This window comes from Martelella mangrovi (genome assembly GCF_040545495.1).
GTDB classification, from domain to species: domain Bacteria; phylum Pseudomonadota; class Alphaproteobacteria; order Rhizobiales; family Rhizobiaceae; genus Martelella; species Martelella mangrovi.
Window position 1 is genome coordinate 147,504 of sequence record NZ_JBEPLY010000009.1, and the last position, 14,412, is coordinate 161,915.

A 14,412-nucleotide genomic window follows, 5' to 3' on the forward strand; every position below is an offset into this window, starting at 1 on the left:
ACCGCCCGATGATCTACGCGCCGATCTTGCCCGGTGACATGCCGAACTGGCGGCGGAATGCGGTCGAAAAATTGGCGGTGGAGCTGTAGCCGGCTGCGAAGGCTGCTTCGGCGATGGAAACCTCGCCCCTGTTCAGCATATTGCGCGCCTGCTCCAGCTTGACCATGCGGGTATAGTGAAAAACCGTCATGCCGTGAGCGGCATGAAAAAGCCGTTGCAGCGTGTTGGCGCTGACGCCGGCATGTGCCGCAAGATCGGCAACGGTCGGCAGATATCCGCGTGCGGCGATAATCATGTCTTCCGCGCGGGCAAGCCTTTTGCTTTCGGCAGCACTCAGCCGGGCCTGCGGCAGCGTCGGCCCGCCATTTTCCGCGAGGGCATGAAACGCCTCGGCGATGATCATCAGCACGCAGCTTTCCATCTGCAACCTGTGCAGATGCGGCGTGGCGACCGGCGTGTGCATGGCCTGTTCGGCAAAGGCAAGTGCGGCCTGGCTCGGACGCCAGTTGGAAAGCGCCAGCCGTGCCTTGCTGAAACGGGCAACCGCTGCGGCGGAGTGGTCGGAGAACACATCGCCGGACGCCAGCCATTCCGGCAATATCGATATGTTGAACTTGCGGATACGGTCGCCCTTTTTCACCTTTCGCCAGAACCGCACCGGTTCGTTCTGCGCGCAGATAACGGCAACCGGCTCCCATGTCCGCCGGTTCGCGGCGCGTTCCGGCATGGGCAGCACCCGGTCGTTCAGCCGGGCCTCGACGCCGCCGGCAAAGAACATCTTTATGCTCAGATGCGGCTGCAGCTCGGATTCTGTTTCCATATCGCAAAGGCTGACCGTGTCGGAATGCAGAACGCTCAACCCGTCGCGCAGCTTCACGTGGCCGTAGCGTCCGTCAAGCGTGCCGTGCCCGGCGCCTGTCCGGCTCAAAAGCCTGAAGGAGCTGTTGGCGCGGCGCATATGCGACAGGAAGGCTTCGGTCTGAAACGGGGCGGCACGGTTCTGCATGGTCGTTCCCATCGCGCGTGATCTGGTCGTTTTACAAAACAAATTGAGGCTTGTGCAAAATCCCGGTCTGTAGATTTCGCTTCGCCTCATACCGTATATGACAAAACATGAATTTTGTAATCATGTTTATCGCCGCAGGTTTTTCGGGACCGATACCCAAGGCGGTTTTACGGGGGTCTTGATGCGTATTTCAGCCGCAAAATGCATTGTCCTGACGACGACGGTCAGCCTGGCAGCGCTTCAGTTTGCCAGCCCTGCCCTGGCGCAGGATACCGATGTGACGGTTCTCGATCCGGTGAACGTGACGGTTGCCGGTTCGGGAGAAGACGACAACGGCTTCGTCGCTCACTCAGCCGGTTCCGCAATGAAGACCAGCCGGCCGCTGATCGAAACGCCCCAGTCCGTCTCCGTCGTCACCCGCCGGGAATTCGAGGAGCGCAATGCCACATCGGTGCAGCAGGCGCTTCTTTACAGTTCCGGTGTTCAGGGCGAATTAAGGCCCAATGACCGTTATGACATCGTTCCGGTGCGCGGCTTCGGCGGATACCAGAATTTCGTGCAGTATCTCGACGGCCTGCGCATCATGAAGGGCATTTCCTATGCCGAGCCGACCATCGATCTCTACAATCTCGAACGGGTCGAGGTGGTCAGGGGACCGGCCTCGGTTCTCTATGGTCAGATGACGCCGGGCGGCATGGTCAATCTGGTCTCCAAGAAACCGACGGACGCGCCGTATCGCGAGGTCTTTACCACGCTCGGCAATGAGAACTACATCAAGTCGGGCGTGGATTTCGGCGGTCCAATCGACGATGCGGGCATTTACCGCTATCGTTTCGTCGCCTCCGGCCGCTACAACGAAACCAATATCGACGGCGTTGAATCGTCGCGGATTTCGGTGCTTCCCTCGTTTGAAATCACGCCGGACGATGGCACCAGCTTGGTCATGCAGTTCAGCTATACCGACGACCCGTCAAGCAATTATCCGGGTTTCCTTCCGGCCCAGGGCACGGTTCTGCCAAACGGCGACTACCCCTACATTCCCTATGACTTCAATGTCGGCGACCCGGATTTCGACAAGTTCACCCGCCAGACGACCACGGCGGGATATGAGTTCGAGCACGCATTCGACGACATTTTCACCTTCCGTCAGAACCTGCGCTACACCCATATCGATACCGAACATCGCGCGTTGTTTTATTCCGGCATCAACGGCACAACGCTGAGTCGTGGTATTTCCAGTCTGAAGGAAAAGGCCGATACGCTGGCTGTCGATACCCAGCTTCAGGCCGATTTTTCCACTGGCATGCTGGACCACACCGGCCTCATCGGCGTCGACTACAACTATATCGATGCCAACCGGCTGATGGGCAGGGGGAACGGCCCGTCCATCGACTATCTCGCCCCGGATTACAACCAGCCCATTACCGACCCCGATTACGCCACCGACACCGATCAGGTCACCAACCAGGTGGGCATTTATCTGCAGGATGAAATCTCCTACGGCGCACTGACAGTCGCGCTTGGCGGTCGTTACGATTACTACGACATCACCAATGACAGCACGACCATAGCCACCGGGGCTACAACCTCGACGACAAACGAAAACCATGCCTTTACCGGCCGCATCGGCGCGACCTACCTGTTCGAAAACGGCATTGCCCCCTATGCCAGCTACTCGACGTCATTCGAGCCGCCATTGGGTTTCGGGTACAGCCCCAGCGGCGGAACAACGCTCGATCCCGTCGAAGGCGAGCAATATGAAGTCGGGGTCAAGTATCAGCCCTTCGATGGCGCTGACAGTTATTTCATGGCGTCGGCCTACCAGCTGACGGAAAAGAACGCCCTCAGCGCGGACCCGAACTACAGAGGCTACTATGTCCAGACCGATGAAATCGAACTGAAGGGTATTGAGCTGGAAGGCAAGCTCGCGCTCGTTTCCGGTTGGGATCTCACCCTTGCCTATACCTATGCCGACCCGGAAATCACCGCGAGTGCAACGCCCGGCCTTGTCGGCAACGCACCGGCGGCCGTGCCGGAAAACGCCGCCTCCGCCTGGCTGCACTACAGTTTCCTGAACGGTCCGCTTGAAGGTCTCGGTCTCGGCGCGGGCGTTCGCTATGTCGGTGAAAGCTATGGCGACCAGGAAAACAGCTTCAAGGTCCCCTCCTACACGCTGGTCGATGCCGGACTGGACTATGACTTCGGCGTCAAATGGCCGAAATACGAGGGCCTGAAGCTAAATGTGACGGCGACCAATATCGGCGATGAGGAATATGTCGCGTCCTGCTCATATGCGACCCGTTGCTTCTACGGCACGAACCGTTCGGTCTATGCAACACTGAAATACCAGTGGTAACCCCCAGTAACTCAGGAAACGGAACCGCCGATCGGCTCCGTTTCCAGCTTTCCCGGCCGAAAAGGCCCGTCTGAAACCAAAGGAAGATACTGCCAATATGTTGCGGACGCTGGCCTTTCTCTGTCTCAGTCTTTTCGCCGTCTGTCCGCAGGCCTTTGCGGCCATCGAACTTCACGACGTCAGCGGCCGCACCGTCACGCTCGACACACCGGCAAAGCGGCTGCTCGTTGATGACGGACGCATCATCTTCGCACTGTCATTCCTGAGCGACGATCCGGCATCCCTGATTGCCGCCTGGCCGCACGATATCGACCGCCTCGGACGTGCGCCCTATGCCGCGCTCGAAAAGCTTTCGCCCAAAATCGGCACTCTGCCGGCAACGGGCAGCAATGCCAGCGGCATGTCCGCCGAGGCCATTCTCTCAGTCGACCCCGATCTGGTGGTGCTTTCCGTCTATTCGCAGTTTGCCGATGACCGGGTTCACCTGCTGGAGCGCGCCGGGGTTCCGGTCATCTACGTGGATTTCGTCACCGATCCGCTGGAAAACGCCGACAACAGCCTCCTTCTTCTAGGCGCGGCAACCGGCCATGCGGCGGCGGCACAAAAACTGGTCGCCTTCAGGTCGGCCCATCGCGACGCCATTGCCCGCCGGCTTCAGCAGGCAGGCAGGGTGGAGCGCCCTTCCCTGTTTCTCGAGACCCATGCCTCGGCCACCGGCCAATGCTGTTTTTCACCCGGAAAGGCAGGCATTGGCCGGCTGGTCGCCTTCGCCGGCGCCGAAAATATCGGCAACGCCCTTGGCAACAAGCCCTTCGGCCAGTTGACGATCGAGGCGATATTCACCGCCGATCCGCAAATCTATATCGCCTCCGGCGGCGCCTACATGAAGGATCGCGACGGGCTTCTGATCGGCCCCGGCTTTACCGCCGAAGACGAGCGGCAATCGCTGGACCGCCTGCTGAACCGCCCCGGTTTCAATGCCCTTTCTGCGGTGGAAAACGGACGGGTCCACGCCATGGACAGACATCTTTTCGACCCGGTCATCGATATACTGGCGCTGGAACTGCTGGCGAAATGGGCTCACCCGGACCTGTTTGCCGATCTCGATGTCGATGCGACACGCACGGCACTCGATCAGATGACGCCGCTCGGCGTGGCCCGGGGATACTGGCGTGGAGCAGGCAAATGACCGGGAACCACAATGCCGCGCCGACCACGCAGAACAGTGCCGCCGATATCGAGATGGAGCCATTCACCCCGCACCGACATGAACAGTGTCGTCGCTTTCAGATCGTATCCGCTTCCGGTCTCTCCTATGAAATTTTCGTCAGCATCCCGCGGCAAGCGCCGCCACCGGAGGGTTTCCCGGTGCTCTATCTCCTCGATGCCAATGCCGATTTCGCGCTGGCAGACCAGGTGCTGGAACGGCTTTCGCGCCGGCCCGAGGCAACCGGCGTCGCACCGGCCATCCTCGTCGGCATCGGCTATCCGGAAACCGAAGGCTACAACCAGCCACGACGTCATTTCGACCTGACGGCCGGTCCCACGCGTGATCCGTTCTATGCAAAGACCGCGTTGACCTTCGGCGGACAGAGCGCCTTCATCGCGTTTCTGCAGGATAGGCTGAAGCCGCTCATTCGCAGCCGTTTCCCGGCTGACAGCAGACGTGAAACGATCCTCGGCCATTCTCTCGGCGGTTATTTCGTCGCCACGCTGGCAACGGCGAAACCGGACCTGTTTTCCGGTTACATCGCCATCAGCCCGTCGATCTGGTGGGACCGGGACGGTCTTCTCGCAAGTCTGGCCGTCCCCTCCCCGTCCCGCCCGCAAACCATCCGGCTCTATCTCGCCGCCGGAAGCCAGGAAGGCGAAACGGCGACAGGGGAGCAGAATGCCGGCACACAGACATCCGCTCACGACGCGCTAAGGCAAAGACGCCGGATGATCGGCAATGTCCGGGATCTGGCGGAACGCTGCAAGGCGGTCTGTCGCGACGCGGTCGACCTGCGCCTCGACATCATTGCCGACGAAGACCACTCAAGCATCTTCGTCGCCTGCCTGCCGAAAGCACTGCGCTTTACCCTGCCGTTTTCATCGGCCGACTGAAACACTCCACCCAATACGGAAAGAACCGGCCCGTTTACCGGACCGGTTCTCTCGACATGTTCTGTCCCGCAGACACACGAAACAGGCAGCACTGACGGTCTCTAGACCGCGGGGTTTCGGCGCTCCCTGTTCTTGCGCATCAGGAACCGGACCAGTGGCAGGAACAGGGTCAGGATGGCAGCCGTCAGCAGTGCGACGGTGATCGGACGCGTATAGAGGAAGTCGAAGCTGCCGCCCGAAAGTGAAAGCGCGCGGCGGAAATTCGATTCCGCCATCGGCCCCATGATCAGGGCGAGGACGACGGGCGAGGCCGGGAATTCCCATTTCTGCATGAAATAGCCGACAATGCCCGCAACCAGCATGATGCCGACGTCGAACATGGAATTGTTCAGCGCATAGGTGCCGACAATGCACAGCGTCAGGATGGCGGGCGTCAGGATGGCGTTCGGCACCCGCAGCACCTTGCTGATGATCCGCAGCGAAAACAGGCCGAAGAACAGCATGCAGATGTAGCAGAAGATCATGCCGATGAAGAGCGTGAACACCATGTCGGAATGCTGCTGGAACAGCAGCGGACCGGGCTGCATGCCCTGCAGCGTCAACGCGCCGAGCATGATCGCGGTGACCGCATCGCCGGGAATGCCGAGCGTCAGCATGGTCAGCAGCGCGCCGCCGGTGCAGCCGTTGGCCCCCGCCTCGCAGGCAGCAACGCCGGACAGTTCGCCCTTGCCGAAATTTTCCGGCGTCTTGCTGAAACGCTTGGCCTCGTTATAGGCGACGAAGGCGGCGACATCGGCGCCGGCGCCGGGGATCATGCCCATGAACACGCCCAGCCCGGCAGAACGGCCGATGGTCGGCAGCATGCCGCGGAATTTCCTCCACGGCGGCAGGAGCTTGCCCAGCGCGGCGGCACTGGCAGCCCGCATCTCCGGGTTTTCCATCGACTTAAAGGCCTCGGCAGCAGCAAAAAGACCGATCATGACGGGAATGAACGGCACTTCGTACAGTTCACTGAAGCCGAAGGTGAAGCGCGGGAAGCCACCCATCGGGTCCAGTCCGACGGTTGCCAGCAACAGGCCCATGAAACCGGCAATCAGGCCCTTGATCGGCGATTTTCCGGCAATCGAGGAAATGATCGACAGGCCGAAGCAGGCCAGTGCGAAGCTTTCAGCCGCCGAAAACTTCAGCGCGAAGCTTGCCAGGATCGGCGCCATGAAGATCAGCACGAGAACGCTGCCCGTGCCGCCGAGGAAGGACGACATCGTCGCCGTTCCCAGCGCAATCGAGGCCTGCCCCTTCTTGGTCAGTTCATAGCCATCCATGGCGGTTGCGGCGGCGGCCGGTGTGCCCGGAATTTTCAGCAGGATGGCGGTTACCGAACCGCCATAGACGCCGCCGAAAAACACGCCACTGATCATCAGCAGGCCGGAGACCGGATCCATGCCGAAGGTGAAGGGCAGCAGGATGGCGACGCCCATCGTCGCCGTCAGCCCCGGCATGGCGCCGATGAAAATGCCGAGCGCAACGCCAAAGGCGGCAAACAGCAGGGCAATCGGGTCTGTCGCCAGATTGGCAACGCCCTGAAAAAGCATGGAATAGTCAAGCATTTTTGATGCTCTCCTCCCGCAACCGTCAGTAATCCAGCCAGATCATCTCCGGCAACGGAACGTTCAGTCCGTAGGAGAAGACCAGGTAGATGGCGGCCGTTAACAGAATGGCGAAAATGGCGTTCCAGACCAGTTGGCGGCGTCCCATCAGCCGCATCAGGACAAACAGGTAGATGGCCGCGGCAATGGCGAAGCCGACGTAGGACATCGCATAAATGCACACGATAGTCGCAAGAATGCCCAGGGCCACGCGCAGATAGTTCGGGCGCTCGGCACGCGGCGCGGCGCGGACCGGTTCGGCCGCCGGCGCCTTCAGTGTCATGTAGAACTGGATTGCGCAAAGCGCGATCAGCACGGTGGCAAACAGATCGGGAAAGCGCGCCGGTCCGACATCGGTGGCAAGCGGCGTGTCGGGAAAGCTGAAGGTGGCGACGATCAGGCCGGCGGCAATCGCGGCCACAAGTACGAGAAAGCAAAGCGTGCCGATGCGATCACCCCTGGAAAGCGGTGTCGCTGGCTCCCTGGCTGGTGCGGGGGCAGTCATCGGTCAGTCTCCTTGTTTCCGGCGGCGCGGGAAATGCCCGGCCGCCGGATTTTTGAACCAGGTCACAGACCCCTTGTTACTTCGCCATGCCCAGTTCGCTCATGAGTTCGCCGAAAAAGGCGTTGTCATGCTCGATCTTGGCCTGGAAGTCCGCTGCATCCAGATAAGCGAAGTTCAGGTTCATCTTCTGCAGCTGATCCTGGAAGGCCGGATCGTCGGCGGCCTGCTTGGTCGCGGCCTGCAGCGCCTGCTGGATATCCTCCGGCACATCATTGGGCAGAACGATGCCGCGCCATGTGCCGATGGAAAGATCAATCCCTTCTTCCTTCAGCGTGGGCACATCCGGGAAAGCTTTGACGCGCTCATCGGCCATCACACCGAGCATACGCAGCTGACCGGCCTGAACGAAGCTGGAGACTTCCGCCGGGCTGACGGAAACGGCTTCGATATGACCGCCGAGAAGCGCGGTCACGGCCGGGTTGGCTCCTTCGAAGGGCACATTGTTGAAGCTGACCTCGGTCTTCTTGGCAAGCGCTTCGGCAGCCAGGTGCCAGATGGCGCCCGTGCCGGAGTTGCCGATGCGAACCTTGCCGGGGTTTTCCTTGGCATAGGCGATGAATTCATCCAGCGTCTGCCACGGCGCATCGGCGCTGACGGTGATGGCCGACGGGTCGGCATTCAGCTGGGCAACGGCGGTAAATTCATCGGCAGTGAAGCTTGCAAGCCCCATATGCGGCAGCATGGTGATTTCAGCCGTACCCATGCCGACCGTGTAGCCGTTGGGCCGTGCCTTGGCGATGGCCGTCAGCCCGACAGCACCGCCGCCGCCGGTCCTGTTGACGACGCCGATGGCCTTCGGCAGGTTCTTGTTGGCGGCATCGGCAAAGGCCCGTGCCACGAGGTCGGTTCCGCCGCCGGCGGAATAGGGCACGATCAGCTCGATCTGCTTCCTCGGATAATCGGCCGCCTGGGCCTGAAAGGCCAGAGTGCCCATTGCAACACCCATCATGGTGCCGAGAACAAAAGTACGACGTTTCATTGGATACCTCCCGAATAAACGAAATCCATGAAGTTGAGATGCATTCCGGAGAAACCGGAACGCGGTGGGTTTGATCAGACCTGCCCCGTTCGTTGAGAAATGGCCGTCACAAAATCGCGTGCGTGCTCTGCCAGCGTGGCGACGCTGTCGCCGGGTTTGTAGAGCGCGCTTCCAAGACCGAAGCCGGCAGCACCGGCGTCGAGGAATTCCGTCATATTATCCGGCCGGATGCCGCCGACCGGCAGCAATCTGGCTTCTTTCGGCAATACCGTGCGCATTGCCTTCACAATTTTCGGCGTCATCAGTTCGGCCGGGAAAATCTTCAGGGCATTGGCGCCCGCCGCAAGCGCCGCAAACGCTTCGGTGGGTGTTGCAAAGCCCGGCACGCAGATCATCCCGGCGGCGCGGGCCGCGCGGATGATTTCGACATCGGCATGCGGCATGACAACCAGATCGGCCCCGGCCCTGACCAGCCCTCCCACATATTCGAGCTTGACGACGGTGCCTGCCCCGACCAGGGCATCGGCCGGCAGCGCCTTGCGTGCAGCTTCGATGCTGGCAAAGGGATCGGGCGAATTCAGCGGTATTTCGATAAGCCGGAAGCCTTCGTCATAGAGTGCCTTGACGGCATCCACGCTTTCTTCGGGCTTCAGGCCGCGCAGGATTGCGACCAGCGGCAAGGCGGAAAATGCGGATTCAAACCGGTTGACGAGTGTTTCTTCAGACATATTGGCCTGACCTTTCCAGTTGAACGAGCCCGGCGGCGACCGCGAGCCAGAACAGACCGCGTGGCGCCGGGTTTTCGATGCGCCCCGCCGGTTCGCTGCCAAGGTCTGAAAACGCCCTGGCATAACGCTCGCAAAGAGCGTTTTCGCCGACAAGGACAAGCGGCACGCCCGCGCGTGCAGCAGAAATTTGTGCAAGACCGGAAACCAGCTCATGCCCGATCAGAAGGCCGGAGAGATAATCTCCAAGCGCTGCCGTCGGCAGCCGGCCCGTCAGGCCGAGCGTGCGCACGGCAAAAAGCTGGTGCGTGAGGTCATCGGCGCTGCCGGTGCGGGCCATGGCAACGCCATCGGCAAAGGCTTTTGTCGCGATTTCAGGCGCGGCCTTGCCGTCCTGCGGCATCAGCCGCCCGAGTATCGAATGGCGCACCAGAACCGAATACAGCTCGCCGGTCATATAGGTTGAGAAGCGGACGATCTCGCCATTGCGGACCTCAGCCCATTTCGAATGGGTGCCGGGCAGAACCAGCAACGAATGCCGCGACCATTCGGGACGATCCGCAAGCACGCCCGCGATCTGGATTTCCTCTCCGCGCATCACATCCGGCATGCCTGCCGGCGTTTCGAAACTGACCCCCGGCGCGATGAGTATGGTGCGGCCGGTTTCGGTTTTCATGGCAGTTGCCGCACTGCCGAGCGTTTCAAGCCGGACCGGGCAGGCAAGATAGGGCGCTTCCTTCCATCCCTGGGCACTACCGACCATGCCACCGGCAATAACCGGAACATCACGGTCTTCGAGCCAGTCACCGCAGATTTCATCAAAGGCCTGCTGGAAGCCGGCATTGCCGGGCGCCGGAAGGTTCTGGATGCCATGGCCACCGGACCGGCGTTCCAGCACCGTGCCTTCGGCGTCCATGCGAAATGCCCGCAGGCTGGACGTACCCCAGTCAAGCGCGACAAGGGCTGTGCGATCGGAAACGTCGCGACTACTGTTCATTATCGGCTCTCCAGCCAAGCGCGCGGGAAATGGCCCGCGAAGCCTTGAGGACCTGAGGCGCAAGCTCTTCCATGCGCTCTTCGGGCATGAAGGATACGGCGCTTGCGACGCTGATGGCGGCCACCACCGTTCCGGCTATGTCGAAAACGGGGGCTGCAACACAGCGAATACCGATTTCGTTTTCTTCCATGTCAAACGTATAGCCGCGCTCAAGCGAGCGTTTGAGGTCGTCGCGGACCACAGGCCAGGGCCGCGGCTTTATCCGTTCGGGATGGTTGGCCTGCATTGCGCAGCACCGGTCAAAGCAACTCCGCCAGCGGTTTTCGGGCATGGCAAACAACATGGCCTTGCCGATACCGGTAAAGGCCATCGGCATGCGCTGCCCGACCTTCGAACGCATTTCCAGCCCGCCGCGCGTGGCGTTTATCTTCGAAAGATAGAAGACCTCGTCACCTTCGGGCACGCCGAAATGCACCGTGTCGCGGGTCTGGTCCGCCAGATCCTGCAGGAGCGGCTCCGCCAGGGAAATAAGCGGCCGCTGCTCGATTGCCTTTGCGCCGAGAAAAATCAGCTCCGGCCCAAGCGTGTAGCCCTGATAGGGAATGTTATGGAGATAGCCCGCACTGACCAGCCCGCTCAAAAGGCGATGGGCCGTGCTGCGGGGAACGCCGAGCGCAGCAGCAATGGCGCCGGCCTCGGTAATGCCGTCGGCCACGCATTGCAGTGCATCAAGTCCCCTCAAAAGGGTCTGCGTCCCCTTCGGCGAAGATGTTCGCGCTGCACCTTTATCAAGCGGTTTGTCGTTCATTCCAGCTCCACCCAGCTCCTTCAGCGTGGTTTTACGGCGCGCCAATATATGTGTCAAATATTTTATTTCATATCCAAATAGTAGGACAGTAAGCCATAATGCACATTATGAAGATGGCACCTGCAAGTGCCGGGTTTCAGTGGCTCAGGCGGCATCGACAAGCCGAGCAGATGTAACGTGAGTGTCGGTAACCGTTTGTGGCGCGTCTCACCTGACGGGGCATCAGCCGCAGAGCGAAACGACGAAAAGGCCGCGCAAGCGGTCCGCGGAACGATTTTTGCTTGTCAAAAGACTTCGGCCCCACAGGCCATGTGCAGCGCAACACTCGGACGCAAAGAATGTTCACTTTATGGAACTATTCACTCAAATATATTGCTCTTTTAATCGCATATAAAATTCGGCTAACGTTGATTTCAGAGGTCGGAACCAAATTGAAAAAAACAAAATGATGCACTCACTCCCTGAAAAACCGCTTCACCAGCTGTTGGCGGAAATGCTGCCGGAATTTGGCGTTTCGCATCTTTTCGGCGTCGTCGGCGATGCCAATCTGTTCCTTGTAAGACATTACAGATCAGAACAGCTGGGCCGCTACATCGCCTGCACCCATGAGGCCAATGCGGTGCTTGCCGCTCTCGGTTTTGCGCAAGCCTCCGGGCGCACAGGCGTGGCGACCATCACCCACGGGCCGGCGCTGACCAACGCCGTTACCGCCCTTGCCGAAGGCGCCAAGGGCGGCATTCCGCTGGTTGTCCTTTGCGGCGATACAGCGCCCGGCGATACCCAACATCTGCAAAAAATCGATCAGAAGCCGATTATCGAAGCCACCGGCGCCACGCTGGTGGAAATGCGCTCGCCGGAAACAGCCATTGCCGATCTGGAACGCGCATTCGCGATCGCCACGCATCGCCACACCACCGTGGTTTTCAACATGCGCGTCGACCTGCAATGGTCGAATGCAGCCAGGCACGCGTCGCTGAGCCCTTGCATTCCGGCCGTTCGGATGGCGGCAGCCGCACCTGCGGAGATCGAAGATGCCGTCGGCATGCTGGCCTCGGCCCGTCACCCACTGATCCTGGCGGGGCGGGGCGCGACCGATCCACAGGCGCGTGATGCCATCGTCAGGCTTGCGCACCGCGTGGAAGCGCCGCTTGCCACCACATTGAAGGCGCAGGGCCTGTTCGAAGGAGAAGCTTTCAATGTCGGCCTTTGCGGCGGCCTCAGCCATCCCACGGCAATCGATGTCATCATGCGGTCTGATTGCATCGTCGCCTTCGGCGCCAGTCTCAGCAAGCACACCACCGAAGAAGGCGCCTATACGCAGGGAAAACGCGTCATCCAGGTGCTGCCCGACGCCGAGGACAATCCGCGCCTCGACCGCCCCACCCTGCGCCTGATCGGCGATCTGGCGGAAACCGCCGACGCCATGACCGGACTGCTCGATGCTGCCGAAATCCCCGGTTCGCAGGCAACCAGCCCGTATCTCGCCGAGCGCCTTGCCGGTGAAGCAGCCAGCTTTGACCGGCTGCCGGAACTCCGCGAGACAGCCCCCGGCACCCTCGACATCGATTACGCGCTGCGCAGGCTTCATCAGGCTTTGCCGGTTGAGCGCGTTCTGGCGGCCGATCTCGGGCGGTTTGTCACAACGGCCTGGCGCAACCTGCCGGTAAAACGGCCGCAGGATCTGGTCTACAGCTGCCATTTCGGCGCCATCGGCTGTGGTCTCGGCGAAGCCCTGGGCGCTGCTGTGGCAACGACCGACAGGCCGACCGTTCTGGCCGTCGGCGACGGCGGATTTCAGCTTTCCGGTCTGAGCGAGCTTTCGACCATCATTCGCGAAAAACTCGATCTCGTGATCCTGCTCTGCAATGACGGCAGCTATGGCGCCGAACATGTCCAGCTCACGCGGCGCGGCATGTCCACCGACATTTCGATGATCGACACGGCCGACTTTGCGGCAACGGCAAGCGCGATGGGCATGGATGCGGTGCGGGTCTCAGACACCGCAAGCCTTGAGGCCGCATGCGATGCAATCGCCCGGCGCAACGGTCCCCTCCTCATCGACATAAGGCTCGATCCGGAAAAGATCGAACCGTGATCATCATGCCGTCCTTGTTCAAAGGGCATCCACAGGGACATCCGTGTCGGTTCAGCGGCTGTCTTCATCCAACAGCGGAGCCATCAGGAGAGTTGAATGACCTTTTCCCGACGTGATCTTCTCAAGACTTCAGCGGGCGCCGCCGCCCTGGGCCTTATGGGTTTCCCGGCAATGGCGCAGACCGACACATTCATCGTCAACATGTTCGGCGGACGCTGGGAGAATGACTGGCGCACCTACATCATGCCGCAGTTTTCCGAACAGATCGGTCGGCCTTTCGACCTCGATGTCGGTCTCGGCATGGCCTGGATTTCGAACTTCCGCGCTGCCGGTGTCGACAACCCGCCCTTCCCGGCCGTGATGCTGAATGAAAAATACACGGCCATGATCCGCAATGACGGCTATTTCGAAGAACTGACGCCGGAAAAAATTCCTAACATGGCCGACGTCATCGAACCGGCCATCCTGAAGGGCAATACCGCCGTCACCGGCATGCTCGCGCCGCTGGTCATTGCCTACCGCACCGATCTCGTGGATGAACCGCCGAAGGGCTGGGCCGATCTGTGGGCGCCCCGTTTCAGGGGGCAGATCGGGCTCTACAAGATCACCAACTCCGCCGCGACCATGATGGCGCTGTGGGCCGGTGAACATTTCGGCTCAGGCCGCGACGATATCGAAACCGCCGTCGCCAAGTTCAAGGAACTGGCCCCCTTCCCGCAGATCGGCTATTCCGCGCAGCTGACCCCGCTGCTCACACAAGGCCAGATCGCCGTTGCGCCGATTGATCTGGGCGAAGTGAAAACCATGCAGGAACAGGGCGTTCCGATCGATTTCGTCGTGCCCGAGGAAGGCATGATGGTGTTCGACCATTCCTTCTCCGTGTTCAAGAACAGCCCCGACAAGGCGCTTGGCGAGGAATATGTCAACTTTGTCCTGAGCCCCGAGATCCAGCTTTGGATGGCGGAAAACTGGCTGATCGCGCCGACCAACAAGACGGTGGAACTGCCGGAAGAGCTGCAGAAATGGCCGCTTCAGCCCGAAGTGGTTTCACAGGCCATTCGCTTTGACTGGGACAAGACGCTCGCCATCATGCCGGAACTCAACGACCTCTGGGAACGGACTATCTAGG

General features: G+C 60.6%; 12 protein-coding genes. 5 read left to right on the plus strand and 7 right to left on the minus strand.

Annotated features, from left to right (window positions below; translation table 11 throughout):
* Positions 1 to 13 precede the first annotated feature (13 nt).
* Entirely contained in the window at positions 14 to 1,006 is a 993-nt protein-coding gene (locus ABID12_RS13745; RefSeq protein WP_354434690.1) for an AraC family transcriptional regulator, read from the minus strand.
* Positions 1,007 to 1,187: 181 nt separating this feature from the next.
* Between ABID12_RS13745 and ABID12_RS13750 the strand changes: the two genes are divergently transcribed.
* The 3 genes from ABID12_RS13750 (at position 1,188) to ABID12_RS13760 (ending at position 5,468) form a co-directional block, all read left to right on the plus strand.
* On the plus strand, positions 1,188 to 3,362 hold the full coding sequence (locus ABID12_RS13750; RefSeq protein WP_354434691.1) for a TonB-dependent siderophore receptor: 2,175 nt from the start codon (positions 1,188 to 1,190) through the stop codon (positions 3,360 to 3,362).
* Between the two features lie 97 nt (positions 3,363 to 3,459).
* A complete protein-coding gene (locus tag ABID12_RS13755) occupies positions 3,460 to 4,551 on the plus strand; it encodes an ABC transporter substrate-binding protein (protein ID WP_354434692.1) in 1,092 nt (363 codons plus the stop codon).
* Positions 4,548 to 5,468: an alpha/beta hydrolase gene (locus ABID12_RS13760; protein ID WP_354434693.1), complete on the plus strand. Its 921-nt coding sequence runs from the start codon at positions 4,548 to 4,550 to the stop codon at positions 5,466 to 5,468. The genes ABID12_RS13755 and ABID12_RS13760 overlap by 4 nt, the downstream gene beginning before the upstream one ends.
* 101 nt (positions 5,469 to 5,569) lie before the next feature.
* Here ABID12_RS13760 and ABID12_RS13765 read toward each other — a convergent pair whose 3' ends face one another.
* From ABID12_RS13765 to ABID12_RS13790, 6 genes are all read right to left on the minus strand, one after another.
* Positions 5,570 to 7,075 (minus strand): tripartite tricarboxylate transporter permease, encoded by a 1,506-nt coding sequence (locus ABID12_RS13765; RefSeq protein WP_354434694.1) that lies wholly within the window; start codon positions 7,073 to 7,075, stop codon positions 5,570 to 5,572.
* Between the two features lie 25 nt (positions 7,076 to 7,100).
* A complete protein-coding gene (locus ABID12_RS13770) occupies positions 7,101 to 7,619 on the minus strand; it encodes a tripartite tricarboxylate transporter TctB family protein (RefSeq protein ID WP_354434695.1) in 519 nt (172 codons plus the stop codon).
* Positions 7,620 to 7,695: 76 nt separating this feature from the next.
* Positions 7,696 to 8,658: a tripartite tricarboxylate transporter substrate binding protein gene (locus tag ABID12_RS13775; RefSeq protein ID WP_354434696.1), complete on the minus strand. Its 963-nt coding sequence runs from the start codon at positions 8,656 to 8,658 to the stop codon at positions 7,696 to 7,698.
* A gap of 74 nt (positions 8,659 to 8,732) precedes the next feature.
* Positions 8,733 to 9,386, minus strand: a complete 654-nt coding sequence (locus ABID12_RS13780; RefSeq protein WP_354434697.1) for a 2-dehydro-3-deoxy-6-phosphogalactonate aldolase — start codon at positions 9,384 to 9,386, stop codon at positions 8,733 to 8,735.
* Positions 9,379 to 10,380, minus strand: a complete 1,002-nt coding sequence (locus tag ABID12_RS13785) for a 2-dehydro-3-deoxygalactonokinase (protein ID WP_354434698.1) — start codon at positions 10,378 to 10,380, stop codon at positions 9,379 to 9,381. The genes ABID12_RS13780 and ABID12_RS13785 overlap by 8 nt, the downstream gene beginning before the upstream one ends.
* Complete coding sequence (locus tag ABID12_RS13790) at positions 10,370 to 11,188, minus strand: IclR family transcriptional regulator (RefSeq protein ID WP_354434699.1); 819 nt, start codon at positions 11,186 to 11,188, stop codon at positions 10,370 to 10,372. Before ABID12_RS13790 ends, ABID12_RS13785 begins: the two co-directional genes overlap by 11 nt.
* A 445-nt stretch (positions 11,189 to 11,633) precedes the next feature.
* Here ABID12_RS13790 and ABID12_RS13795 point away from each other — a divergent pair, with 445 nt between their 5' ends.
* A complete protein-coding gene (locus ABID12_RS13795; protein ID WP_354434700.1) occupies positions 11,634 to 13,283 on the plus strand; it encodes a thiamine pyrophosphate-binding protein in 1,650 nt (549 codons plus the stop codon).
* Positions 13,284 to 13,379: 96 nt separating this feature from the next.
* Complete coding sequence (locus ABID12_RS13800) at positions 13,380 to 14,411, plus strand: extracellular solute-binding protein (protein WP_354434701.1); 1,032 nt, start codon at positions 13,380 to 13,382, stop codon at positions 14,409 to 14,411.
* The last annotated feature ends 1 nt before the right edge of the window (position 14,412 follow it).